Source organism: Streptomyces sp. NPDC006208 (assembly GCF_040613775.1).
Classification (GTDB): Bacteria; Actinomycetota; Actinomycetes; order Streptomycetales; family Streptomycetaceae; genus Streptomyces.
Genome location: NZ_JBEXSW010000049.1, coordinates 34,464 through 58,847 on the forward strand (window position 1 = coordinate 34,464; position 24,384 = coordinate 58,847).

The 24,384-nt window shown below is 71.5% G+C and carries 20 protein-coding genes, 1 pseudogene and 1 riboswitch; of the genes and pseudogenes, 6 read left to right on the top strand and 15 right to left on the bottom strand.

Annotated features, from left to right (window positions below):
* Nucleotides 1–119: 119 nt before the first annotated feature.
* The 15 genes and pseudogenes from ABZ208_RS31755 to ribB all read right to left on the bottom strand — a co-directional run.
* Complete coding sequence (locus ABZ208_RS31755) at nucleotides 120–1,283, bottom strand: iron-containing alcohol dehydrogenase (protein ID WP_356912907.1); 1,164 nt, start codon at nucleotides 1,281–1,283, stop codon at nucleotides 120–122.
* Nucleotides 1,273–2,442: a phosphoglycerate kinase gene (pgk, locus tag ABZ208_RS31760; protein WP_356912908.1), complete on the bottom strand. Its 1,170-nt coding sequence runs from the start codon at nucleotides 2,440–2,442 to the stop codon at nucleotides 1,273–1,275. The genes ABZ208_RS31755 and pgk overlap by 11 nt, the downstream gene beginning before the upstream one ends.
* Nucleotides 2,439–3,518 (bottom strand): N-acetyl-gamma-glutamyl-phosphate reductase, encoded by a 1,080-nt coding sequence (argC, locus tag ABZ208_RS31765; RefSeq protein WP_356912909.1) that lies wholly within the window; start codon nucleotides 3,516–3,518, stop codon nucleotides 2,439–2,441. Before argC ends, pgk begins: the two co-directional genes overlap by 4 nt.
* A gap of 8 nt (nucleotides 3,519–3,526) precedes the next feature.
* The gene (locus tag ABZ208_RS31770) at nucleotides 3,527–4,552 is read right to left on the bottom strand and encodes an alcohol dehydrogenase catalytic domain-containing protein (RefSeq protein ID WP_356912910.1); all 1,026 of its coding nucleotides are present in this window, start codon (nucleotides 4,550–4,552) and stop codon (nucleotides 3,527–3,529) included.
* On the bottom strand, nucleotides 4,546–7,020 hold the full coding sequence (locus ABZ208_RS31775) for an amino acid adenylation domain-containing protein (RefSeq protein WP_356912911.1): 2,475 nt from the start codon (nucleotides 7,018–7,020) through the stop codon (nucleotides 4,546–4,548). The genes ABZ208_RS31770 and ABZ208_RS31775 overlap by 7 nt, the downstream gene beginning before the upstream one ends.
* Nucleotides 7,007–7,915 carry a phytanoyl-CoA dioxygenase family protein gene (locus tag ABZ208_RS31780; RefSeq protein ID WP_356912912.1) on the bottom strand — a complete coding sequence of 303 codons (909 nt, stop codon included), beginning with the start codon at nucleotides 7,913–7,915 and terminating at the stop codon, nucleotides 7,007–7,009. Before ABZ208_RS31780 ends, ABZ208_RS31775 begins: the two co-directional genes overlap by 14 nt.
* Nucleotides 7,916–7,929: 14 nt before the next feature.
* Nucleotides 7,930–9,270: a condensation domain-containing protein gene (locus tag ABZ208_RS31785; protein ID WP_356912913.1), complete on the bottom strand. Its 1,341-nt coding sequence runs from the start codon at nucleotides 9,268–9,270 to the stop codon at nucleotides 7,930–7,932.
* Nucleotides 9,263–11,002, bottom strand: coding sequence for a thiamine pyrophosphate-binding protein (locus ABZ208_RS31790; protein ID WP_356912914.1), 1,740 nt, complete (start codon nucleotides 11,000–11,002; stop codon nucleotides 9,263–9,265). Before ABZ208_RS31790 ends, ABZ208_RS31785 begins: the two co-directional genes overlap by 8 nt.
* Nucleotides 10,999–11,931, bottom strand: coding sequence for a transketolase C-terminal domain-containing protein (locus ABZ208_RS31795; RefSeq protein ID WP_356912915.1), 933 nt, complete (start codon nucleotides 11,929–11,931; stop codon nucleotides 10,999–11,001). Before ABZ208_RS31795 ends, ABZ208_RS31790 begins: the two co-directional genes overlap by 4 nt.
* On the bottom strand, nucleotides 11,915–12,736 hold the full coding sequence (locus ABZ208_RS31800; protein ID WP_356912916.1) for a transketolase: 822 nt from the start codon (nucleotides 12,734–12,736) through the stop codon (nucleotides 11,915–11,917). The genes ABZ208_RS31795 and ABZ208_RS31800 overlap by 17 nt, the downstream gene beginning before the upstream one ends.
* Nucleotides 12,737–12,783: 47 nt before the next feature.
* On the bottom strand, nucleotides 12,784–13,650 hold the full coding sequence (locus ABZ208_RS31805) for an isocitrate lyase/phosphoenolpyruvate mutase family protein (protein WP_356912917.1): 867 nt from the start codon (nucleotides 13,648–13,650) through the stop codon (nucleotides 12,784–12,786).
* A 9-nt stretch (nucleotides 13,651–13,659) separates the two neighbouring features.
* On the bottom strand, nucleotides 13,660–14,922 hold the full coding sequence (locus tag ABZ208_RS31810; protein ID WP_356912918.1) for an MFS transporter: 1,263 nt from the start codon (nucleotides 14,920–14,922) through the stop codon (nucleotides 13,660–13,662).
* A gap of 121 nt (nucleotides 14,923–15,043) precedes the next feature.
* A complete protein-coding gene (locus ABZ208_RS31815) occupies nucleotides 15,044–16,300 on the bottom strand; it encodes a hypothetical protein (protein WP_356912919.1) in 1,257 nt (418 codons plus the stop codon).
* 3 nt (nucleotides 16,301–16,303) lie between these two features.
* Entirely contained in the window at nucleotides 16,304–16,546 is a 243-nt protein-coding gene (locus ABZ208_RS31820) for a phosphopantetheine-binding protein (RefSeq protein WP_356912920.1), read from the bottom strand.
* A 257-nt stretch (nucleotides 16,547–16,803) separates the two neighbouring features.
* Nucleotides 16,804–17,448 (bottom strand): annotated as a pseudogene (ribB, locus tag ABZ208_RS31825) (3,4-dihydroxy-2-butanone-4-phosphate synthase); the annotation flags it as partial.
* Between the two features lie 285 nt (nucleotides 17,449–17,733).
* A riboswitch (FMN riboswitch) is annotated at nucleotides 17,734–17,864 on the bottom strand.
* Nucleotides 17,865–18,181: 317 nt separating this feature from the next.
* Here ribB and ABZ208_RS31830 point away from each other — a divergent pair.
* The 6 genes from ABZ208_RS31830 (at nucleotide 18,182) to ABZ208_RS31855 (ending at nucleotide 24,248) form a co-directional block, all read left to right on the top strand.
* Nucleotides 18,182–18,853 carry a DUF402 domain-containing protein gene (locus ABZ208_RS31830; protein ID WP_356912921.1) on the top strand — a complete coding sequence of 224 codons (672 nt, stop codon included), beginning with the start codon at nucleotides 18,182–18,184 and terminating at the stop codon, nucleotides 18,851–18,853.
* A gap of 193 nt (nucleotides 18,854–19,046) precedes the next feature.
* Entirely contained in the window at nucleotides 19,047–20,066 is a 1,020-nt protein-coding gene (locus ABZ208_RS31835; protein ID WP_356912922.1) for an alcohol dehydrogenase catalytic domain-containing protein, read from the top strand.
* A gap of 58 nt (nucleotides 20,067–20,124) precedes the next feature.
* Nucleotides 20,125–20,934: an LLM class F420-dependent oxidoreductase gene (locus ABZ208_RS31840; RefSeq protein ID WP_356912923.1), complete on the top strand. Its 810-nt coding sequence runs from the start codon at nucleotides 20,125–20,127 to the stop codon at nucleotides 20,932–20,934.
* On the top strand, nucleotides 20,931–22,205 hold the full coding sequence (locus ABZ208_RS31845; protein WP_356912924.1) for an MFS transporter: 1,275 nt from the start codon (nucleotides 20,931–20,933) through the stop codon (nucleotides 22,203–22,205). The genes ABZ208_RS31840 and ABZ208_RS31845 overlap by 4 nt, the downstream gene beginning before the upstream one ends.
* 342 nt (nucleotides 22,206–22,547) lie before the next feature.
* Complete coding sequence (locus ABZ208_RS31850; protein WP_356912933.1) at nucleotides 22,548–23,132, top strand: ABC transporter permease subunit; 585 nt, start codon at nucleotides 22,548–22,550, stop codon at nucleotides 23,130–23,132.
* A gap of 84 nt (nucleotides 23,133–23,216) precedes the next feature.
* Entirely contained in the window at nucleotides 23,217–24,248 is a 1,032-nt protein-coding gene (locus ABZ208_RS31855; RefSeq protein WP_356912925.1) for an ABC transporter substrate-binding protein, read from the top strand.
* Nucleotides 24,249–24,384: the final 136 nt, after the last annotated feature.

Here is a 24,384-nt window from a genome sequence, read left to right on the forward strand (position 1 = left end):
CGGCAGCCCCTCAACCTCCCTCTGCTGATCCGGCGCAAGCACCGGCATCAGCAGTCTCGGCACGGCGGAACCTCTCCCCCAACTGGTACTCCCACCACACCCGACTTGTACAAGACCGCTCAGCGGAGGGAGTCCCGGTAGATGCCGCGTAGGAGCCCGCTGTCGATCTGCGGGTGGGGATCGTTGTCGAGATTGCCGCTGATGCCGGCGAGGCAGGTCTCGATGTCGCGCTCCGTGAATCCCCGGTCGGCCAGGGAGCCGCCGAGACCGGTCTTCTCGGCGAGCGCCCCGATCGCATCTGCGGCGTCCCGGTGACCGAGTGCGTCGGCTACGGCGTCGAACGCCTCGGACGCATAGGGGTAGGCGCTGCGCAGCCAGGCGGGGTAGAGCAGTGCGAGGCCCCGGCCGTGGGAGAGCTCGATCCGGCTGACCGAGCCCATGGCCTGCTGGAGCCGGTGCGGCAGGCAGGTGCTGACGGTCGCCACGTTCACACCGCCGAGCAGTGCTGCCAGCGCCAGGTTCTCGCGCACCTGGGGCGATGCCTCGCCGCGGGCGACCGGGGGCAGGTTGTCACGCACGAGGGCGAGGGCGCGCCGGGAGTACGCCCTGCTCTGTTCGGTCGCCCGCCGGGCCACGGCTCCTTCGACGGCGTGGGCGAGGGCGTCGAATCCGCTCTCGACGGCGACGGTGGTGGGCAGGTTCTCGGTGAGGTCGGGATCGACGACCGCGACACGGGGTGCCACTGCGTCGCCGCGAATGCCGGACTTGAAGCGGCGGACCACGTCGGTGACGATCGCGCCCTTGGTGACCTCCGAGCCGCTGCCTGCGGTCGTCGGCACGGCGACGACGGGCAGGGCGGGGGCGGAGGCGGGGAGTGTGTGGCCGATCAGATCGCGCACGGTGTCGGCGCCCACGGCGACCGCGACAGCCTTCGCCGCGTCGATGGCGCTGCCCCCGCCGAGGCCGATCACCAGGTCGCACGAGTGGACGCGGGCCAGGGCGAGGGCATCGTCGACCTCGTCGGAGCGGGGGTTGGCACTGACCCGGTCGAAGACGGTGACGGCGACGCCTGCTGCCCGAAGCAACGCCTGTGCCCGGTCGAGGTGGCCGTGGCGCCGCATCGCGGTGCGGCCGCAGACGAGCAGGGCGTGGCCGCCCAGGGGTGCGGCCAGGGCGCCGAGTCGGTCGAGGGTGCCGCGGCCGAAGACCACCCGGGTGGGGACGGGCAGGTCGAGTCCGGTCTCCGGGTCGAGGCCGGCCGCAGCGAGGGGGTCAGTGGTCATGGTGTCCGGCTCCTCGCCGTTCGTTGTCCATCAGGGCCTCGAACACCGCGCAGGTGCCCTCGACCAGGTACTGGAGTGCCGATCCGCCACCGGTGGAGCGCGGGCCGTCCCAGGGCAGCTCGGCGACGGTGTCCCCGCCCAGCAGCAGGGTGCTCGCCCGGGCTCCGGCACGGGCACCGAGCACGGCGGCGGCCGCGTGGCGGTTGCCCTCCGCGTACCGACCGGGGGTGCCCGCGACCAGGACGCGGTCCGCGCGGCGGAGCAGGTCGAGTGCCCATGGCTCGATGTCGAAGTCGACAACGGCGCAGTCGGCCGGGACGCTGTCGACCGGTACCCGCCGGGTGGCGCCGTCCGGGCCGGCGACGACGAGCGTGCGCGGAATGTGGAGGCCGTGCCCGCCGGTGCGGGCGAGCACGTCCCGGGCGACCTCCGCACAGCGTTCGGGTGCGCTGCCCAGGGCGGACCGGCCGGTCGGGTGACCAGCGGCCGCCAGCAGGGTGTTGAGCACCACTCCGCCCGGGATCACCAGGTCGTGGGTACGGGTGAGGCCGGCGAGACCGATGAGGGTCTTCTCCGGCTTCACCCCGCCCAGGACGCCCACCGAGCGGCCGTCCGCCGTCGCCGCCCAGGGGTCGAGGGCATGCGCCTCGTCGACCAGGGCGGCCGCGGCGTAGCCGGGCAGATGGTCGAGCAGGCCGGTGTTCGATGCGTGCCGGCGGTGTGCCTTGGAGAAGCCGCCGACGGCGACCCGGTCGCCCAGAGCGGCCAGCGCACGGGCGAGTTCGGGGTCGCCACGCTCCTCGCCGGGGTGGAGGCGGGTGTTCCCGAACAGGGCGATCTCGCCTTCGCGCAGTTCCTCCGCGCAGGCCCGGGCGAGGGCTGTGGCGTTCTCCGGCACATATCGCACCGGCTGCCCGAGCCGCCGGCCGAGGTAGTCGGCGATGTGCCCGAGGTGGCGTGCTGTGCCGTCCTTGGCGCTGCCCTGGTGGCTGAGCAGCGCCACCCGGGCCCCTGCCGCCGACAGCCGGGCGAGGTCGGCGAGTTCGACGTCGATGCGGCCGGTGTCGGCGAGCGCCGGGCCGACGTTGAAGCCTGCCGAGTAGATCCAGCGCTCACCGGGCCGCAGTCGCTGCTCGGAGAGCAGCCGTATCCCGTTCACAGGCCGTAGTGGCCCAGACCGGCCCGCTCGTCCAGTCCGAACATCACGTTCATGTTCTGGATCGCCGAACCGGCCGCGCCCTTGACCAGGTTGTCGGTCACCGCGATCACCTTGGCGAAGCCGCGGACGGGGTCGTAGTCCACCCCGATGTGGCAGAAGTTGGAGCCTGTGACGGCGTTCAGACTCGGGTAGACCCCGTACTCCTTGGAGTTGAGGCGCCCCTGCTTGGCGAACGAGTTGACCTGCACGAAGTGCTCGTCGGCGTAGTGGTCCCGGTAAAGGTCCAGCAGCGCCGCCCGGTCGACACCGGTCCGTGCGTCGGCGCGGATGCGCACGCTGGCCTGGATGTAGATGCCGCGGATGAAGTTGCCGTGGGCCGTGGTCATGTCGACGCACAGTTCGCGGCCGGCCAGCGGTGCCAGGTGGGTCTCCAGCTCAGGGGCGTGGCGGTGCCCTTCCAGGCTGTACGGCAGCATGGAGGCGAAGGCCTCCGCGTGCATCACGTCGGTGACCGGCTTGTTGCCCGCCCCCGAGGTGCCGTTGACCGCGGCGAGGTGGATCGCGGTGTCGAGGTCGGCGAGGCCGGAGCGCAGCAGCGGCGCCAGCCCGAGCACGGTGGTGATCGCGTAGCAGCCGGGGTTGGCCACCAGCCGGGCGGCGGCGACCTGTTCGCGGTACAGCTCGGTGACGCCGTACACCGCCTCGGGCAGCCATTGCGGGCTGGCGTGCGGCTCGCCGTACACCGCCTTGTAACGGTCGGCGTCGGCGAAACGGAAGTCGGCGCTCACGTCGACCGCCTTGACCCCGCGCTCCAGGAAGTACGGGGCGGATCGCATCGCCTCGCCGGACGGGGTGCAGAAGAACACCACGTCGAGCTCGTCCGCGCGGTCCCGGAGCTGCTCGACCGTGAGAAACCTCAGCCCGCTGCCGAGCAGGTTGGGATGGACTCGTTCGAGCTCCTCGCCGTTGCGTGCTGTCGGCAGGATCGTGCCGGTGGCGGGGTGGTTCAGCAGCAGGCGGCACAGTTCGCCACCTGAGTGGCCGGTCCCTCCGACGATGCCGATGTTCAGCGTCATGCGTCCCCTCACGGAATGATGATGATCTTGCCGGTGGCCGGCTCGCCGGCCGCCATGAGCGCCATCGCGGCGCCAGTCTCGGACAGGTCGAACCGGTGGGTGACCATGGGCAGCGGGTCGATGGTGCCCTCGGCCAGCCAGCCGATCACGGTGCGGAAGTCCTCGGCGGTCGACAGCGAGGAGCCGAGTACCCGGACCTCCTTGCCCACCAGGGCATTGAGGGCCACGGTCGGCGGCTGGTCGAAGAAGCTCACCACGACGACTGTGCCGCCGGGGCGCACCGCCTGTACCGCCTCGTCGAGCGCACCGGGGTGGCTGGACGCGACGACCAGGACGTCGGCCCCCGGTCCGTGGAGGCCTGGACCGGCGTCGTCGGCCAGCACGTCCAGGTAGGCGTCCGCGCCCAGTGCGGCGGCCCGCCGGCCCTTCTCCGGCCCCAGGTCGGAGCAGACGATGTGGCCGAAGCCCAGCCGCCGGGCCGCGATCAGGCAGCCGAGACCGATGTTCCCCGCGCCGATGATCCGCAGCGTCCGCCGCAGGGGCGGTCCGGCCAGGGCGACGGCGTGGAGGGCGATCGAGAGCGGTTCGACCAGCGCGCCGAGCGTGGGGTCGGTGCCGGCGGGCAACCGGTGGACCATGGCGGGCCGGAGCATCACGTACTGTGCGAAGGATCCGTCCCAGCCGAGGTGGCAGAGGTTGCGCTTGTCGGTGCAGAGGTTGGTGCGTCCCTGGGCGCACATCCCGCAGTCCCCGCAGTGCGAGTACGCGGCGGCGCACACCAGGTCACCGGCCGCGAAGGGGCCGGCGGCCCTGACGACGGTTCCGCACAGCTCGTGGCCGAGGACCGTCGGCGCGGTCTTGTACGGGTGGGCGCCCCGGTAGGTGGCCAGGTCCGAGCCGCAGATCCCGGTGGCGAGGACTCTGACCAGCAGCTCGCCCTCGCCGACCGGGGGCAGTGGGGTCCGCCGGGTCTCGATGCGGCCGTAGTCGGCCAGCACCGCGCTGACCATGGGTTCCTGCTGGTCCGTCAGCATGCGGTGGCCACCTCCCGCCCGGCGAGGGCGGCGTTCACCGAGTCGACCAGGATGCGTCCGATCCGGGCCTGGGAGTCCGCCGACATCGCGCCGATGTGCGGGGTGATCACCACGTTGTCCAGCTCGTGCAGCCGGTTCGGCCGGCCTTCGTGCACGACGACGTCGAGCCCTGCGCCCGCGATCGAACCACTCGCGAGCGCGTCGTACAGTGCGGCCTCGTCGACCACCAGCCCCCGGGAGACGTTGACCAGCAGGCCTGTCGGTTTCATGACGGACAGTGCGTCAGCGTCGATCAGGTGGTGCGTGCGGTCGGTCAGCGGCACTGCCAGGCAGACCACGTCCGAGGCCGGCAGCAGCTCCTCGAGCGCCGTCAGCTCGTATCCCTGCTGCGCCACTTCGTCGCGCCGCTCCTCGGTGGCCCGTTCGCCGTTGACCAGCACCCGCATGCCGAAGGCCCTGGCGAGTGCCGCGATCCGTGAGCCGATGCGGCCGAGGCCGACAAGTCCGAGGGTCTTGCCCGCCAGCTCCGCGCCGGACAGCGCAGCCTTGTTCCACACACCGGACCGGACCTGCCGGTCGGCGAGGGCGATGTGCCGACCGACCGCCAGCATCAGCCCGAAGGCAAGCTCCGCGACCGCCGGGGCAGAGACGGCGGGGACGTTGAAGACGGTCACGCCCGCCTTCCTGGCCGCCTCGAGGTCGATGTTGTCGACCCCGGAGCCGGCCCGGGCGATCACCTTGAGCCGGTCGGCCGCTGTGATGACGTCGGCGTCGAGCCGGACGCCGCTGCGCAGCACGATCACCTCCTTGTCGCGCACGAGCTGCACCAGTGCGTCGGCGGGTGGTCGCAGTGCCACGGTCACGTCGTGACGCCGGCGCAGCTCGTTCAGCGCCGCGCTGTCGATGGGGTCGACGACCAGGATGCGTGCGCGCGGCGCGGCGGCCTCGACCGCGGACTCCGCGAGGGCGCGCCGGTCGAGTTTCCCGGACGAGGTCAGCGGCAGTGCGCCGACGCGGTGGAACCGGTTGGGCACCAGGTGCGCCGGCATCGTCGTGCGGGCGTGCCGGCGCAGGGCCGCCACGTCCAGTTCGCCGGGTTCGGCCGGGACGACCAGGGCAGTGAGCAGGTCGTTGCCGGCGTCGTCGCGGGTGACCAGCGCGGCCGCGTCCGAGATCTGCGGAGCGGCCCTCAGGCCGGCCTCCACCTCGCCGAGTTCGACCCTGTGTCCGCGCAGCTTGACCTGCTGGTCGTTGCGGCCCAGGTAGGCCAGCCGCCCGTCGGGCAGTCGGCGCGCCAGGTCGCCGGTGCGGTAGAGGCGGCGGCCGTCGATGGTACGGAACCGCTCGGCGGTGAGCTCGGGCCGGTTGAGATAGCCGGCGGCGACTCCGGCTCCCGCCACCCACATCTCGCCGGGCTCGCCGTCCTCGACCAGCCGCAGCGCGTCGTCGCGCAGTTCGATCGACAGGTGGGGCAACGGGCTGCCGATGGGCGAACTGACCTCCCCGGCCAGGTGCTCGGCGGTCAGCCGCAGATGAGTGGCGTGCACGGTGATCTCGGTGATGCCGTACATGTTGACCATCTCCGGCGCCGGCGCCGGAGCGGCGGCGAGGAACGCACGGACCACGTCGAGGTCGACGCTCTCGCCGCCGAAGACCACATAGCGCAGGGCCGAGGCGGGGGCACCCGAGTCGGCGTACTCCCTCGCCAGATAGCGGAAGGCGGACGGCACCTGGTTGAGCACCGTGATCCGCTCGTCGGTCAGCAGCCGCAGGAACTCCTCGGGTGCCCGGGCGGTCTCGGCGGACACCGTGACCGCGGTGCCGCCGGTGGCCCAGGCGCCCCACAGCTCCCAGACGGAGAAGTCGAAGGAGGCGGAGTGGAACAGGGTCCACCGGTCGTCGTTGCCCAGGTCGAACAGCGGCAGGGTGGCCCGCAGCAGGGCGAGCACATTGCCGTGGGTCACCACGCAGCCCTTGGGCAGGCCGGTGGATCCGGAGGTGTAGATGACGTAGGCCGGATCGTCCGGACCGGGCGGTGCCGCCGGGGCGGCCCCGGACGCCGGGGTGACGTCCGGGTCGATGACCGTCAACCGGTCCAGCCCGCACACCGCGGCCCGGTCGGGGTCGCCGACCAGGGCCGCGAGCCCGGCGTCGTCGGCCATGTACCGGAGCCGCTCCGCCGGGTAGGACGGGTCGAGCGGCACATACGCCGCCCCGGACTTCAGCACACCGAGGATCCACGACGGCGCCCGCAGGGAGCGCTCCAGGAGCACCCCCACGAGGTCGCCGCGGCCGATGCCGGCCGCGGTCAGCAGTGCGGCGACGGCCTCGGCCGACCGTTCGGTCTCGGCGTAGCCGGCCTGTCGGCCCTCCCCTGCCACCGCGGGCGCGTCACCGCGTTCGGCGGCGACACGGGCGAACAGATCGGGGAGCGAACGCAGGTCCGCGGGCAGTTCACTCCCCGCCACGGCTGCCACCGACTGCCATCACGTCGCCCTGGTCGACCGGCTTGTAGTAGTCGGTCGGGTGGACGTTGTCGCCGAAGTCGCCGAACATGCGCCGCAGTCGCGGTGACATCCGCTCCAGCACCTCGGCCGGCTGCTGGATGTAGTCGTGCGGGCGGTGCCACAGGTGCCCGTAGCGCAGGATGAAGGTCTTGCGCTCCTGGGTCTTGTTCGGCGCCACGGCGTGCCACAGCGAGTACGGGAACAGCAGCACGTCACCCGGGGCGGCCTTGACCTCGATCGCCTCCTCGGGCAGTTCGCCGCGGCGCAGCGGCTCGTCGAGCTCCTCGATGTAGCACAGCGCGGTCCGGTCGGTCGGCACCCGGCGGTGACTGCCGGGGATGAGCAGGAAGTTGCCGCTGTCGGACTGCGTGGTGTCGGTGAAGAACACCTGCGCCTTGAGCTGGAGGCCGGGGCTGCCGTGAGCGAGCCGCAGGCGCTGGAGGTACTCGCCGCCGTCGGTATGCCAGTACTCCAGGGCCTCGTCCTGGAGCGAGCGGACGAAGATCTCGGTGCCCAGGAGCTGCACACTGCCGGTGAGCAGTGTCATGAGCGGGCCGACCAGCTTGGGGTGGTCGAGGAAGTAGTCCATACCGGTGGTGCGGGCGACCGCGTCGCGGACCCGGACGGTGTGCGCGCGGTCGGTGAAGCTGGCGTGGTTCTCGATGGTACCGGCGCCCTGAGCGATCACCTCGTCGATGACGGCGAGGCCGCGCTGCACCTCCTCGGGCGTGAACAGCCCCTTGAGGTGGATGTAGCCGTTCTGCTCGTAGTCCTCGAACTGCTCGTCGGTGAGCGGCGTCCAGTCCTGTGCGATCTCGGTCTTGACGGTCGACTCGCGGATCGTCGCGACATGCATGGCGGAACCTCTCGTCAGTGGTTGCGGGTGGTCGGGGCCGGGACGCCCGATGAGGGGCGCAGCTCCTCGGCCCAGCGGTGCAGCTGGAGCTCGACGGTGTCCCACAGCGCGAGCACGTCGGCGGTGGTGTACCAGTCCGTCTTGTGCATCACCGCGACGGTGATGCCGTCCTCGTCCTCGTCCCAGAACGTGGCGATCGAGGCGTCGTGCCAGCCGACGGACACCTTCAGCGGCGAGGTCGCCACGCCCGGGAAGTCGATCTCACCGACGCTTCGGCGCATCGCGATCGGCCGTGCGTTGAAGGTGACGTAAGGAACGGTGGACTGCCGGCCGAGCGCCTGCGAGTCCATCAGGTCGATCAGGGCGGGCCATGGGAGGTGGCTGTCGTCCAGGGTGACGAGCACCCGCTCGCGGAAGTGGCGCAGGTACTCGGGTGCCGTGGAGAACCGGCCGGGCTCGCTGGCCAGCACCGTCTTGCTGGCGAACCAGCCCGCGGTGTGGGTGAGTCCGGGCAGTTCCCGGTTGGCGGTGGACAGGGTGGTGGCGACCGCGGGCCGGTCGGACAGCTTGAACAGCGCCTGGTGGAGCGCGGCGTGCATCAGGTTCAGGCCGGTCAGGCGCAGCGGGCGGGCCGCTGCGGCGAGATCATGACACAGCTGCTTGGGCAGCCTTCGGGTGAACTCCGCGTTGCGTTCGTAGCGGATGCCCGTGGCACCGGTGAACCCGTTGATCGGCATGGCCGGGATCGCGCCGATCCCGTCGAGCCGCTCGGCCAGCCGGGACAGTGCGGACCGGCCGTCGGCCGACGCGGCTGTCGTGTTCTGGCGCCGCACGAACTCCTGGAAGGTGAGCTCGATCGGGGGCAGCTCCGGCACCGGCGCGCCGGTCTCCTGCCCGTACAGTGCGGCGAGGTCACGGATCAGCACGTTCAGCGACCAGCCGTCGCTCACCAAGTGCTCGGTGACCAGGGCGAAGTAGGTCTCCTGCGAGGAGCGCGGGAGCACCACGAGCCGGGCCACCGGCCCGTCGACCAGGTCGAACGGCTCGGCGACGGCCGCTCGGACGGCCGCCAGGTCGTCCTCCTCGGTCGCGCCGGCCGGCAGCCGCAGCATGTCGCCCGGGTGGGCCGCCCCGACGTGCCACAGCGCGGCATCGGTGTCGAAACCGCTCAACAGCACCGGGTGCCTGATCTGCAGCGCGTGCCAGGCGCGGTTGAGCGCTTCGAGGTCGAGCGCGCCGTGCAGTGTCAGCGGCAGGTTGCTGTGATGCGGGTTGAACACGCCCCGCTCGGCGTCCTCACGGGTCTGCCCGAGCCGGTGCCGGTGGTTCCAGGAGGCCTTGAGCGTCTCACGCATGGTTGAGCTCCCTCTCCGTGACGAGGTGGGCGACCGACGCGCCGTCGTGGGCGCGGAGGCCGCCGTCGGCACGCAGGGGCCGCAGCAGCTGCTGCTCGGGGTCGCAGATCACCTCGACCAGCGCGGGTCCGTCCTCGGCCAGCACCGCCGCAATGTCGGCGTCCAGCGTGTCGGTGCGCGACAGGGTGCGGTACGGCAGCCGGAAGGCGGCGGCGACCGCACGGAAGTCGAGCGTCTCCGGCTCGGGCAGCTCGGGCCCCCCGGTGAGCGCGGCCTGCGACTCGCGGATCGAGGCGTAGCCGCCGTTGTTGAGCACGAACACCTTGATGTCCAGTGCGTACTGGCTGATGGTCGCCAGCTCCTGGATGTTCAGCTCGATCGCGCCGTCGCCGACGATCACCAGCACCTGGGCCCGCGGCTGGGCGAAGGCGGCGCCGACGGCCATCGGGACCGCTGCGCCCATGTTCAGGAAGGCCGCGGAGGTGATCTCCCGTTGGGAGGTGGTGAACTCCAGGGTCTGGCCGGTCACGTAGTAGGCGCTGCCGGTGTCGACCACGAACACATGGTCCGCTCCGGTCTGTGCCTCCAGTCGGCCGATGAAGCGGTAGGAGTTGATCGGCCCGCCGGGCGGGTGCTCGCCGACGGTGGGGTGGGCGGCCTTGAGCTCGGCGCAGTCGGTGAGCCACGCCTTGTGGGCGGTGGGGACGTCCGCTTCGGCGGCCTCCGCCCGGAGTGCCTCGACCAGCAGGCCGACGTCCATGCAGACCGGGAAGTCCACCCGGACGCCCTTCTTGGCCAGCTGCGAGGGGTCGATGTCGACCGCAACCACGGTGGCGTCCGGGTCGAAGGCGTCCGCGTCCTCGCCGACGAAGGCGGTGGAGAGGCTGGAGCCGAGCGCGATCACCAGGTCGGAGCGACCCATGATCAGGCCGGGGTACAGGCGTCCGCGTATGCCGCCCTGCCCGAAGCAGAACTCCGAGTCGTACGGCAGCAGGTCGGTGCCCAGCCGCGAGGTGACCACCGGGATCCGCAGCCGTTCGACGAGGTCCCTGAACGGCGCGACCGCGTCGGCCTGGCGGATGCCCTGCCCTGCCACGATCAGCGGCCGTTCGGCCGAGCGCAGCATGGTCATCAGCTGCCGGGCGGTCTGCCGGGCTCCGGCCCCGCGCGGTTCGCCGGCGGCGGGGAGCGCGCCCTGGAGGGCGTCGGGGTCGACCGTCGCCGCCTGCACGTCGAGGGGAATGTCCAGCCAGACGGGGCCGGGCCGGCCGTCGAGGGCGTGCCGGACGGCTTCGTCCAGGTGCATCCGGATGTCGGTGGGGCGTTCCACGACCGCGGCGTACTTGGTCATGCTGCGGGCGCTGCTGACCACGCCGAAGCCCTGGACCCCGAAGGAGCGTACGCCCTCGTCCATGTGCCGGGTCTCGACCTGCCCGGAGACGACGAGCACCGGAACGCCGTCGGCGTAGGCGTCCACCAGGCCGGCCAGCGCGTTGACCGCGCCGGGTCCGCTGGTCACCAGCGCGACCCCGAGGTTGCCGGTGAGTTTTGCCGCGCCGGTCGCCATCAGCGCAGCCGCCGTCTCGTGGCGGGCGCAGATGCTCACCAGTCCGGGCTGCTGGGCGAATGCCTGGTCGAGGTGGATGGAACCAGTGCCGGACAGGCTGTAGCAGGTGTCCACACCCAGCGCGTGCAGATAGGAGGCCACGTAATCGGCCACGCGCACCGTCATGACAGCCACTCCCGTACCCGCTTCGCCACGCCCTGCGCGGTCAGGCCGAAGTGCTCGTAGAGGTGCTCGGCCGGTCCGATCGGGGCGTACTCGTTGGGTACGCCGATCTGCAGCACGGGCACGGGGTGGGTGCGCACGACTGCTTCGGCGACCGCGCCGCCCAGTCCGCCGTTGAGCACGTGGTCCTCGGCCACCACGAGGCGCCCGCTGCGGGAGGCCGCCCTGCCGATCGCCTCCGCGTCGATCGGCTGGACGGACCCCAGGTGCAGGACGCCGGCGTCGACGCCGTCCGCCGCGAGCAGATCCGCGGCCTCCACGAGCCGACCGGTGAGCAGTCCGGTGCCGACGAGCGTGACGTCGGCGCCGTCCCGGAGCTGGACGGACCCGCCGTAGGCGAAGCTGTGGTCCGCCGGGAACAGCTCCGGCGTGTCCAGCTTGCTGACGATCCGGATGTAGACCGGACCCTCGTGGGTCAGGGCCTCGCGCAGGGCGGCCACGGTGTCCGCCGGGGTGGCGGGGGCCAGCACCGTCATCCGGGGTATCGACCGCATCCAGGCGAGGTCCTCGACCGCGTGATGGGTGCCGCCGAGCGCGCCGTACGCCAGGCCGCTCACGAACCCGCAGAACACCACGTTCGCGTTGGTGTAGGCGGCGTTCTTTATCTGCTCCAGGGCGCGGGCGGTCAGGAAGCAGGAGGCGGAGTAGACGAACGGGCGCAGGCCCGCGTTGGCCAGACCGATCGCCACGCCGACGAGGTTCTGCTCGGCGATGCCGACATCGACGAAGCGGTCGGGCAGTTCGGACTGGAACCCGAGGGCGGAGTGGGTCTCGGCGGAGTCGTTGTTGACGATGCAGATCCGCTCGTCACTGCGTGCCATGTCGAGCAGCGCGGCCGAGAAGGCCGTGGCGCAGTCAGTTGTGGATGCCATGCTCAAGCTCCCGGAGTGCCTGGTCGAGAAGGTCGGGGGTCAGCCGGCGGCTGTGCCATTCGAGGTTGCGCTCCATGAAGGAGACGCCCTTGCCCTTGACGGTCGAGGCGATCACGCACGTCGGCCTGGACTCCTCCAGCGGCGCGCCGCGGAGGACTTCCAGCAGTTCCTCGACGTCGTGGCCGTCGACGGTCCGCACGGCCCAGCCGAAGGAGCGCCACTTCTCGTCGAGCGGCTCCAGGGCGTTGATGTCCTCGGTGCTGGCGCCCTTCTGGGCGAGGTTGCGGTCGACGATCACAACCAGGCTGCTCAGCTTGCGGGACGCCGCGAGCATCGCCGCCTCCCAGTTGCTGCCTTCCTGGAGCTCGCCGTCGCCTGTCAGCACGAAGGTGCGGCGGTCGGAGCCCTGGACCCGCGCGGCGAGCGCGGCGCCCGCCCCGAGGGACAGGCCGTGGCCGAGCGACCCGGTGTTGAACTCGATGCCGGGCACGCGGGTGGAGACCACCGTGCTCAGGCGGGAGTCGGCGCCGCCGAACGTCGCCAGCTCCTCCTCGGGCAGGATGCCTTTGAGGGCGAGGACGCTGTACATGGCGGCCGAGGCATGCGCCTTGCTGAGGATGAAGCGGTCCCGGTCCGGATCGTCCGGTCCGCCGCGCAGCACGCCGAAGTACAGCGCGCAGAGGATGTCCATGGCGGACAGGTCCGCTCCGATGTGGCCGGTGCCGGCCGTGCTGACGGTGGTCAGCGCGAGCGCTCGGGCCCGTGCCGCCTGACGGCGCACCAGGGCCGCGTCTTGCGACGACAACGTGTGGTCCTTTCGCTGGTCGGGTCGCGGTTGCGGAGAGCCGGCCATCAGGCCGTGAACTCCTGCCACTGGTCGAGCCGTTGGAGTTCGAAGACGTCCTTGACCCCGGCGATGCTGCCCTCCAGGTGGGCCGAGTGCCCGGTCTCGTAGATCGAGCCGAGGGCGGTCCGCAGGGAGGTGATGGTGGCCCGCAGTCCCTGGTTGGCGTAGATGACGGCCGAGACGCCCGCGGCACGGGCCTCGTCGGCGTGCCAGTCGGGATAGGTGGTGGGCACGACCACCACCGGCAGGCGGTCGTCCCACTGGTCGAGGAACGCGATGACTTCGTCCTTGGTCGCCTGCTTGGAATGCACCAGCACGGCATCGGCACCGGCGTCCGCGTAGACGGCGCAGCGCTTGAGCGCCTCGTCGACGCCGAGACCGCTGATCATGGCCTCGGTGCGGGCGATGACGAAGAACTCCTCGTGGTGCTGGGCCTTCTTGGCCGTCTCGATCTTGTGGGCGAAGTCGTCCACGTCGAGCAGGCTGTGGTCGGCCGCCGCGAAGCTGTTCATCTTCGGGAAGATCTTGTCCTCGATGCACACGGCGGTGATGCCGGCCCGCTCGTACTCGGCGACCATGTAGGCCACGTTCATGCTGTTCCCGAAGCCGGTGTCGCAGTCGGCGACCACCGGGACGGACAGCGCCTTCTGGATGTTGGCCGCCGCCGCCAGGTAGTCGGTCATGCTCAGCAGGCTGGCATCGGGCAGGCAGCGTGCGGCGGAGATCTCGAAGCTGGAGGCCCAGACGGCCTGGAAGCCGACCTGTTCGGCGATCACGGCGCCGAGCGGGGAGTGCGCCCCGGCGATCCGGCTGAGCGGATGCTCGGCGAGCACGCTGCGGAAGGAGGGATAGTTACGGTTGGTGGGACTCACGTGGTGCTCCTACGGTGAAGGTGTGGGGGCAGGGCTCGGATACTCATCTGACGGTTTGTCAGAGGCGAAGGCCCACATGGCGATGAGACCGGAAACCAGGAACACGGCGGCCAGCAGCAGCCAGCCGGCGGTCCCCATGCCGAGCGGGAGCATGATGACGAGGGCGGGTCCGAAGAACTGCTGGAGGCCTCGGCCGAGGCCGAACACCCCCTGGTACTCGCCCATCCGGCCCTCGGGCGGAAGGGTGAAGGACAGACCCCAGCCGCCGGCGGACTGGGCAAGCTCGCCGATGGTCATCACGACCGTGCCGGCGATCAGGAGGACGACGGCCCAGGTGGTCGTGGTGCCGCCCGACCCGGCGAACAGGCAGCAGGCGATCGCCATCAGCAGGCCGGCCCGCAGCAACAGGCGGCCGGAGCCGGACACGGTGTCCGACCCCTTGCCGACGGCGACCTGGAGCAGCACGACCAGGACGGTGTTGACCACGGTCAGCACGGCCACCAGGGCGACCGGCGCGTCGGTGCGGTTGACGATCCACAACGGTACGCCCACGGCGAGCACGGGCTGGAACAGCTCGAGGATCCCGGTGAGCACGGTGGCGAGCAGGAACCTGCCGTCCCGGAAGGCCGCCCAGGACCGCCCCTTTGTGGCCGGCACCACCTCGGGACCACTCGGCCGCAGTCGAAGCGCGACGATGCCACAGGCGAACTGCAGCGCCGCGTTGACGATCACCACCAGGACGAAAGCGGTCCGCGAGTCGGTGGCGAGCGCGACTCCGGCCAGCCCCGCTCCGCCGGTGAAGCCGAGGTTGAACAGACTGCGCATCCTGGCCCGGACATTCGCTGACCTGGCGGAGCCGAACAGGGCGTGGGTGAGGGCCGCGCGCAGCGGGCTGCCGACCGTCTCGCACACGGCGATGGCGCACGCGATGGCCGCGAACGTGGCGATGCCGTCGACGAAAGCGTAGCCGACGAAGAGTACGGCCAGCAGGAAATAGCTCGCCGCCAGTGGCCGGCGCGCGCCGAACCGGTCCGCGACCTTGCCGCCCGGGACGGTGGCGAGGAACCCGCAGAGGCCGGCCACGGACATGGCGACCGAGACGCTCTCGGCGGACAGGCCGACGGTCCTGGTGAAGAAGATGGCGCCGGACGTCAGGAAGAGGCCGGTGCCGAGCGACTGGGCGAGCGTGAGGACACCCATCCGGCGCTCGGCGCCGGGCGCCGGGACGAGATCCTTCAGGAACCCGGTTGCGGCCGCGCTGAGGCTAGGCATGAGCCTTCCAGGGTCGATGACGGAATGGATATGACGGAACATCGGAACGGGTTGGTCGCAACGCCGTTCGCCGGGCGGGGACGGGCCCGCGGCGGACGGGTCCGAAGGAACCGGGCCCGTTCTACGGGTTGACGAGCAGGTCCCGGGCGGTCCGCAGGACGCGCCGCCCGTCGACGGTGAACTCGTACGCGAGATGGCCAACCGCCTGCTCCACCAGCGCGATCATGCCCTCGTGGTCGTCGGCCGAGCCGCATGTGATGTCGAGGAGTGCGGTGCCGGTGCCGCCGGCGAGCAGGGTGCCGGGCCGCACAGTGTGGCGGTAGGCGGTGATCCCGGGCAGTGCCCGCACCGCCGCGGCGCCGTCGACACGTTCCAGCAGGCCGCCGGAGGTGGGTCCGGGTGTGTAGTACTGGAAGTGGACCCGCTCCGGACGTACGGGGGTCAACGGGACGCTGCGTCCCAGGGCCAGCTCGCCCGCCAGGGCGACGAGATCGAGCCCCGCGGCACGCATGGCCAGGTCGGTCTGGTCCCCGCCGAGCCGTCCGTTGACCTCGATCAGGCGGGGCCCGGCGGGCGTCAGCTTGATCTCGGTGTGGACCAGGCCGTGGGTGACGCCCAGTGCGCGCAGTGCGCCATCGGCCAGAGCGACCACCTCGGCCTCTTGCTCCGGCGGGAGGGGCGCGGGCCAGAACTGACCCGATTCCCGGAAGGGAGGTGCCAGCGGCAGCTTGCCCGTCACGGCGAAGTGACACGTGCCATCAGGGGTGACGGCGCTCTCCACGGAGACGTAGTCGCCGAAGGGGGCCCAGTCGGCTCCTTCGAGGAACTCCTCGACCACCAGAGCCGGTTCGCCGCGCAAGAACTCCCCGGTCACGGCGGCGCCGCGGTCGGCGTCCGTCACCCGGACCGTGTTCCGGCTGCCTTCGCCGCGCACCGGTTTGACCACGGCGGGCAGCCCCACGTGTGCCAGTGCGTCCGGCCATTGTCCGGCGGTGGTGACGACCGCGCTGCGGACGGCGTCCACGCCGGCCTCGTGCAGCCGACGCCGTTGAACAGCCTTGTCGGTCAACCGCTCGACGGTTTGCGGGGTGTTGAACGGAAGATCGAGCCGTTCCGCGAGTAACGCGGTGTCGGTGAGCATGCGTTCGCTGAAGGTCAGGATGCCTTTTGCCCCAACGGCGCGCAGTCGGGCGGCGACCGCGTCGTCACCGTCGGCCAGCGGCACAAGAGCAGCGCAGTTCTCCTCCAGGAGCGGGCGGACCTGGCGGGCGTGCCCGGAGTCCGCGAGTACCACCACCACGGGCTCCGATGTGCCCAGCCGGCCGATGATCTCACGTGGCGAGGCCGCGCCCTGGTCGTAGACGACGACGATGGCCATCGGTCAGACCCGTTCGAACAGCTGGGGATCCTTGACCGCTTCGGCCAGCTCGCGGAGCGTGCTGCGGCGCAGAACTGCGGACCGCGGCATCGCAAGGCCGGACTCGATGGCGCGGGTGGAAATCGCCAGCGCCAGCAGCGAATCGCCGCCGAGGTCGAAGAAATCGGCGTCGACATCGTCGACCGGAATGCCGAGTACCTCTTCCCAAATTCCTCTGAGTATTTCTATAGCGCCCTGTTCGAGCATGCCCGTTCCTCCCCCTGACTCGTGGTCATTTTCGAGTATTGGATGACCGCAGGCGCAATGTCAAAGCCTGCGGGAACTCTTGGCGAATTCATTAGTATTCGCAATTCTGGGCACGGCGGAACGGGGCCCGGCAAATGCCCTTCAAAGAGCTGCGGGCCTGCCGGGCCCGTGGTCCTTCCCCCGTGGTGCTCCCCCGCCGATCAGCCCAGGGCCGCTCCCGGCCGAGCCGCTCGCACGGGAGCCGACCCCTCGATCCGCCGCAGATGGTCGATCAGGGCGGCGATGGAGATCAGCGCAAGCCCGTGACGCTGCGCGAAGTCGCGCAGCTCCGGGAGCCGCGCCATGGTGCCGTCGGAGTTGGCGATCTCACAGACGGCCGCCGCCGGGCGCAGCCCGGCGAGCCGGCACAGATCCACACCGGCCTCGGTGTGACCGGGCCGCACCAGCACGCCGCCTTCACGCGCCCGCAGCGGGAAGATGTGCCCGGGCCGCACGAAGTCGTCGGGCGAACGCTTGCGGTCGGCCAGCAGACGGAGGGTCAGCGCCCGGTCCGCGGCGGAGATCCCGGTGCTGATGCCGGCGGCGGCGTCGACGGAGACCGTGAAGGCGGTGCGGTGGCTCTCAGTGTTGCGGGGGACCATCTGATCCAGCTCCAGCCGGTCCAGATCGCCTCCCGGCATCGGGGCGCAGAGCAGGCCCCGGCACTCGGTCATGGCGAATGCGACCAGCTCAGGGGTGGCCAGCTCGGCTGCGAAGACGATGTCGCCCTCGTTCTCGCGGTTCTCGTCGTCGACGACGACGACCGCCCGGCCCGCGGCGATCTCCGCGACCGCGTGGTCGATCGGATCGAGCGGCCGAGTGTCCCCGGCGACGGGAGACGGTATCGATTCGGTAGTGGTCATGCCCGTGGTCCTAGCGTTCGGTGGAAGCAAGGTCGGGGCGCGCGGTCGACCAAGCGGGCCACACGCGCCCGGCACACGGCACTACGACCGGTCGGGCGGGGCTGCACGCCGGCAGTGGCACTGCCCGGCAAATGGCCCATCGAAGTCTCTCCTCGCGCTGGCGGCGCGGACTTCCGGGGCCTGGGACACGGGCGAGCGTAAGGACACGTGACTCTTCCCGTCGGGCGCCGCAGCCCCCGTGAGGACGTGCGGAACTTCCACAGCGATCGGGAACGACCCTGCTCGCCGCGCACTGCCTCCCTTCCGGACTTTCACCGTCGGTCCAGGAATTTCACCTGGTCAACCGGCCGCTGGAGGCGGTCGGGTCGCGGACTGTAACCGCCGGTTCGGAATTGCACCGACCCCGGAGTGCGCAAACGTTCGTATTAACTTTCGTCAACCTTGCACACTCCACGTGATCTTGACAAGGCATCGGCAAAATCGAGTCACTGTGGCCTGCATCACGCGCCGGTCGGCGGGTGAACGACGCGCCGCTCGAAAGGAGTTGCCAACGCCTCGAGGCTGTGCCTACGATCCGGACGCCACTAACTACCCGTCAGTACAGGTCAGACCGGCACCAGTTGCCCGCTTCAGTGGACAAGGGACGGGCGGGTGAGTTCGGCGCCTCTCCGGCAAAGGGGCATTTCGGGTCCGCGTAATGCCGGATCGGTGAATACGGGGGAGCAATACTTCAATGCGCAACAATTCCGAGGGCGCGCTACGCGCAGCCGTGCCCACCGATGACGAAGCCGGGACCCCGGAGCCCGGCCGGTTCGCACCCGGCACGACCGTCCTGCGCCGGGAGGTCCTCGACGGACGGACGTGGCTGAGCTACCCGGTCCGGGTGGTCGCCGACCGGTCCGACCTGCTCGCGGTGCATCTGGCGCGCGGCACCCGGCTCTCCTTCGGTGACGGGGACTTCACCTGGGGTCCCCACCCCTGGCGCGACGTGGCCGACCACTGGCGCAGCCGCGGCGTCCTCCAGCTCCAACGCCCCGGCGACGCCTACGCCGTCTGGGTCTTCCGGGACGACGCGACCGACGAGTTCGCCGGGTGGTACATCAACTTCCAGGACCCGTACCGCAGGACCGCGGCGGGCTTCGACACCCTGGACCACGAACTCGACCTCTGGGTCCCCGCCGACGGAGGGCCGTACCGCTGGAAGGACGTGGACGAGTTCGAGCACCGCGCCCGCAGCGGCGGCTTCACGCCCGAGCAGGCAGCCGCGGTGCGCGCCGAAGGTGACCGGGTCGCCGAACTGCTCGACCGGAACACGCCTTGGTGGGACCAGGACTGGGCGCAGTGGCAGCCCCCTGCCGGCTGGGAGACACCTCCCGTGTGGACGGGTGCCCCGACCGCTCGCTGACCGCGCGGTCCCGAGCTGTCTCCGGCGTGCGCCGCACAGGGAACTCCCCTGCATCGCAGGCCGGTTGGAGTCCTGCCGGCGAGCGAAGCCGCCCGCACTCCGCGCCGCCGGGCGTTCAGGCAGCCCCGTTGCACTCCCCGGCGGTCCTCGGAACGCCCCTCACAGCACAGCACGACGAAAGGAACCAGGACCGATGCGCATCGCGTTGGTTACCTCCCCCGGCTCGGTGGAGATGAGTGACACCCCGGTCCCCGAGATCGGCGAGGACGACGTGCTCGTCAGGATCGCGGCCTGCGGCCTGTGCACCATGGAGGCCAAGCTCTACACCGGCGAGATGCCCGTCTACCCGGTCGCCGCCGGGCACGAGGTGTCCGGCCGCATCGAGCGGGTCGGTGCGCGTGCCGCCGCCCTCGAGGACGCGCCCGCCGTGGGCGACCTGGTCACCGTCGACCTGCTCACCCGCTGCGGCACCTGCCGCAACTGCCGCGCCGGCGACAGCGCCGTCTGCGCGTCGCCGCAGGGCAGCCTGCTGCCGGACGGCAGCATCAGCATGGGCGCGGGCCTGTCCGAGTACGTCCGGGTGCCGGCCGCGCACGCCTGGCCGGTCGGTGACGCCGACCCCGTGCACGCCGCGATGGGCGAGCCGCTCGCCTGTGTCGTGCACTCCTTCCGCAGGGCCGCGTTCCGGCCCGGCGACCGGGTCGCCGTGGTGGGCGCCGGGTTCATGGGACGTCTCCATCTGCTGCTCGCCCAGCATGAGCAGGCCCGGTCGGTCACGGTCGTGGAGACCGACGCCGAGCGCCGGCAGGCCGCCCTCGCGGCCGGTGCCGACCAGGCGGTGACCCCGCAGAATGCCCGCGAACTGCCGTCCGCCGACGTCGTGTTCGTCACCATCGCTTCCCCCGAGGCGATTGCCACGGCGTTCCGGGCGGCCGCCGACGGGGCCCGGATCGTCCTGTTCGGCGGCTCGCACGACACCCCGGACGCCGTGCTGCCCGGCTACGAGGTGCACCGCCGCCAGCTCACCGTCACCGGCTCCTACAGCCAGGAGCCCGCCGACTGGCGTACTGCCGCCGCGCTGCTGCGCAGCGGCGTGCTCGCGAGCCGGCTGACGCCGTTGATCACTTCCCGCCACGAACTGGATGACGTGGAGAAGGCGCTGGCCGAGAGCTCCCGATCGCCGGTGTACCGGGTCTTCGTCGAGCCGCGCTGACCCGCGCCGCCCGATCCCCACCCGCCAAGCCCGGCACGGCCGTACCAGGAGACACCCGATGACCACCTCCCCCACCAGCCGCCCCGCCCTCCGGATCGGCGCCCAGCTCCACCCACAGCACTGCGACCTGCCCGACCTGCGCGCCGCCTGGCGCGCCGCCGACGACCTCGGTGTCGACTCGCTGTGGACATGGGACCACTTCATACCCCATACCGGCGATCCCCATGGCCGCCACTACGAGTGCTGGACGCTGCTGGCCGCCATGGCCGTCGAGACCCGGCATGCGACCATCGGTTCCCTCGTGACCTGCACCGCCTACCGCAACCCGCACTTGCTGGCCGACCAGGCGCGCACCGTCGATCTGCTCAGCGGCGGCCGACTGGTGCTCGGTGTGGGCGCCGGCTGGTTCGAGCAGGAGCACCAGGAGTACGGCTACCCCTTCCCCGGCCCGGGCGCCCGGGTCGACGCCTTCGAAGCATCGGTGACGGCCATCCGTGAGCGTCTGGGCCGCCTCAACCCGGCACCGCCCGGTCCGCTGCCGCTGCTGATCGGCGGCGGTGGCGAGAAGCGCACACTGGCGGCCGTCGCGCGGCACGCCGACCTGTGGAACTGGTACGGCTGGGACTCCACCGACCCGGTGGCCGAGTTCCGCCGCCGCAACGGCCTGCTCGACCAGTGGTGCGAGCGGGTCGGCCGCGATCCCCGCGAGATCGGCCGTACCGTCATGATCGACACCCCGCAGACCGGACTGGCCGGGGACTTCGCGGCGGCAGGCGCCACGGAGATCATCGTCTCGGTCCCCGGTCCGTTCGACCTCGCCCCGGTCCGCGAACTCCTGCGCCTGCGTGACGCGTTGGCCGCGCAGTGAGCCCGGCCCGGCGAGTCGGCCGGGCCGGGCTGTCGGCGGCGGACGCCGGGCCTGCGCCTGAGCGCCTCGGCGGGCTGTTCCACGCGCTGATGGCGGGTCTGCTGGTGTCCAGCGCCGGCATCGGCCTGGTGTTCCCGCTGACCAGCATCTTCATCAGCGACCAGCTCGGACTGGGCGTTGCGGGCGCGAGCAGCTACTTCGTCGCCATGGCCGTCGCCGGGTGCGCCGCCGCGGTGATCGGCGGCCCCCGGGCCGACCGCGGCAGCGCGGCGGCGGTCGGAGCCGTCGGCACGTTCTCGCTCGTGCTCGCCTACGCGCTGCTGGGCGCCGCCCACGGCATCGCACCCGTGACCGCATCGGGCGTGCTCGCGGGCATCGGCTACGGCCTGCAGTACGCGGCGATCACCGGCGTCGTCAGCGCCCTGGTCCCAACCGCCCTGCAACGCCGGGCCTTCGTCCTGCGCCATGTCATGACCAACGTCGGCATGGGAGCGGGCGCCACCTGCGGTGGTCTGCTGCTCGCCGGCGCCGCCCGCTCGACCGGGACACTGCGGCAGCTGTACGAGGCGGGCGCGGCCGGCTCGGTGCCGCTGGCCCTGGTCTTCCTCGTGGCGCATCGGATGCACCGCGCCCGGCCGGCCAAGCCGTCACCCGGGTCACCGGCTCCGGGGGGCGACAGCTACCGCGCTCTGGTCCGCAGCCGTCCGCTGGTACTGCTGCTCCTCGGTCAGGCCCTGTTCGCCGCGGCAGGCTTCACTCAGATCGAGGCCACCGTCCCGCTGCTGCTGCATCACGGCATGGGCATCGGTCTGACCGGGGTCAGCATGGTGACTGCCGGCAACGCCTTCGCGCTGCTGCTGCTCCAGCATCCAGTCGGCGCGCGCTGCGAACGGGTCGCGGAGACCAGCGCGCTGATGGCGGCGCCGCTGCTGTGGTGCGCGGCGTTCGGCGCCGGCGCACTGGCCGCAGCCTCCGGCACCGGCGCCGCGAGGACGGCCCTGCTGGCCGCGTTCGCCACCCTCTTCGCGCTCGGCGAGATCGCGTACTCCTCGGCATTCTTTCCTCTGCTGGTACGCCTGTCCGGCCCGGCCTCGCTCGGCCGGGGCAGCGCGCTGTCCTCACTCGCCTGGAGTGCCGGTACGGCGGCAGGGCCGCCCGTGGGCATCGCGGTCGTGACGATGACCGGCACCACCGCCGGCTGGCTGGCCCTCGCCGCGGGAGCCGTGGCCATCTGCGGCACGACGCTCCTGCTGCGCCGCCTGGAGCCATGAGCTCACATCGACGGCCGGGCCGGCGCAGCCCGCAGAACCGACCGCCCCACCGCAGGGGAGACGAAAGGAGCAGCAGTGCCACAGCCGAAGACCACGACCGCGGCCCCGCGGACCACGGCGGCAGCCGCCACGGCCGACCGACCCGCACGAGCGGCTGCCGCGCCCGCCCCGGCCGGACGACCGAGGGGCCGGACGGGCGCCGTGCTACCGCCGCTGGTGTTCGGCGCGTTGCTGCTCGGTGCCTGGGAGGCGGTCACCAGGACGGGAACAGTGTCGGCCTTCTTCCTGCCCGCGCCGGGCACGGTCGCCCGGGGATTCGCCGACGCGGTGGCACAGGGCGGGCTGCTCGACTACACCTGGCAGACCGTCGTGGAGAGCGCGGCCGGCAGCGGCCTGGGCATCGCGGCCGCCCTTCCGCTCGGATACCTGATGGCCCGCAGCCCGCTCGCCGCCAAGGCCCTGCAGCCGTACATCGCCGCCTCGCAGGCGGTGCCCGCCGTGGCACTCGCACCGCTGCTCGCCCTCTGGGCCGGGTACGGACTGCTGCCGATCGCCATCCTCTGCGCACTGATGGTCTTCTTCCCGATGCTCGTGAACACCGTGCTCGGCCTGCGGGAACTGGACCCCGAGGTGCTGAATGCGGCCAGGGTCGACGGCGTCGGCCGCTGGGGAATGCTGCGGCACATCGAGTTCCCGCTTGCCCTGCCGAGCATCCTCGCCGGAGTCCGTACCGGCTGCACCCTGTCGATCACGGGGGCGGTGGTGGGCGAGTTCGTCATGGGCGGCGAGGGGCTCGGCCAGCTGCTCGCCGTCCAGCGCGGCCAGGCGGACTCCACCGGACTGTTCGTCACGCTGCTGACCCTCACACTGCTGGCCGCCGTCACCTACGGCGCGGTGCGCCTGGCCGAGCTGGCGGTCGACCGCTAGCGCCGCCCCGCCTGCGGTGCTGTTCAAAAAGCCATGACGCCCTATGACAACGCACGACACGACACGAACAGGACGCGAATGCGCATGCGAAAGATCAGCAGACGATCCGTGGGGGCTCTCGCCCTGGTCCTGACGGGCAGCGCCGTGCTACCGGCCTGCGCCACGGACCCCACCGCCTCGAAGCCCGCGGACGGCAAGAGCGGCAAGAGCATCACGGTCGGCCTCACCTACATCCCGAACATCCAGTTCGCCCCCTTCTACGTGGCCGAGAGCAAGGGCTTCTACAAGGACGCCGGACTCAAGGTGAACCTGCGTCACCACAGCTTCACCGACGACCTCTTCGGGGGCATGACGGCCGGCAAGGAGGACGTGGTCTACGCCGGTGGCGACGAAATGCTGCAGGCGCGGTCCAAGGGCATGCCGGTGGTGGACGTCGCGACTCTCTACCACACCTACCCGGTGGCGATGCTGGTGCCCGAGGACTCCCCGATCCGAACGGTCAAGGACCTGCGCGGCCGCCGCATCGGCACTCCGGGCCCGTACGGCGAAACCTACTTCGGTCTGCTCGCGCAGCTGAAGGCCGGCGGGCTCACCACCAAGGATGTGAAGGTCCAGCACATCGGCTTCACCCAGCAGGCCGCACTGGCCGGCAAGAAGGTGGACGCGGTCATGGGCTACCGCAACAACGACGCCGTCCAGTTCCAGCAGGCGGGCATCGAGGTCCGCCCGGTGGAGGGCACTGCCGGCACGACGGCGCTCCCGCTGGTCGCGGCCGGGCTCGGCGCCGCGGAGAAGACGCTGGACCAGCGCGGCGACGAGGTGCGCAAGTTCGTCGCGGCCACCCTCCGCGGTGTGCAGTACACGCTGGAGCACCCCGACGAGGCGGTGGAGATCAGCAAGACCTACATACCGGGGATGAACAACCAGAAGCAGCAGGACTCCGCGCTCGCGGTCCTCAAGGCCACCACGCCGCTGATGAAGCCGCCGGCCTCCGGCAAGCCAGGTCACAACGATCCGGCAACCTGGACCAGGATGGCGAAGTTCATGAAGGAGCAGGGTCTGCTGGACAAGCCGGTGACCGCCACCGACGCCTTCAGCAACAACTACCTTCCCTGATCCGTCACCTGGCCGGTCCGGCGGGGACGCACCGTGTCCTCGCCGGACCGCCACCCGGCCCCGGCCCGGACGGCTCGCCGGCCGCGCCGCGGTCAAGGCGCCGGACATCGGCGAGCTCACGCACACCGCGGCCGAG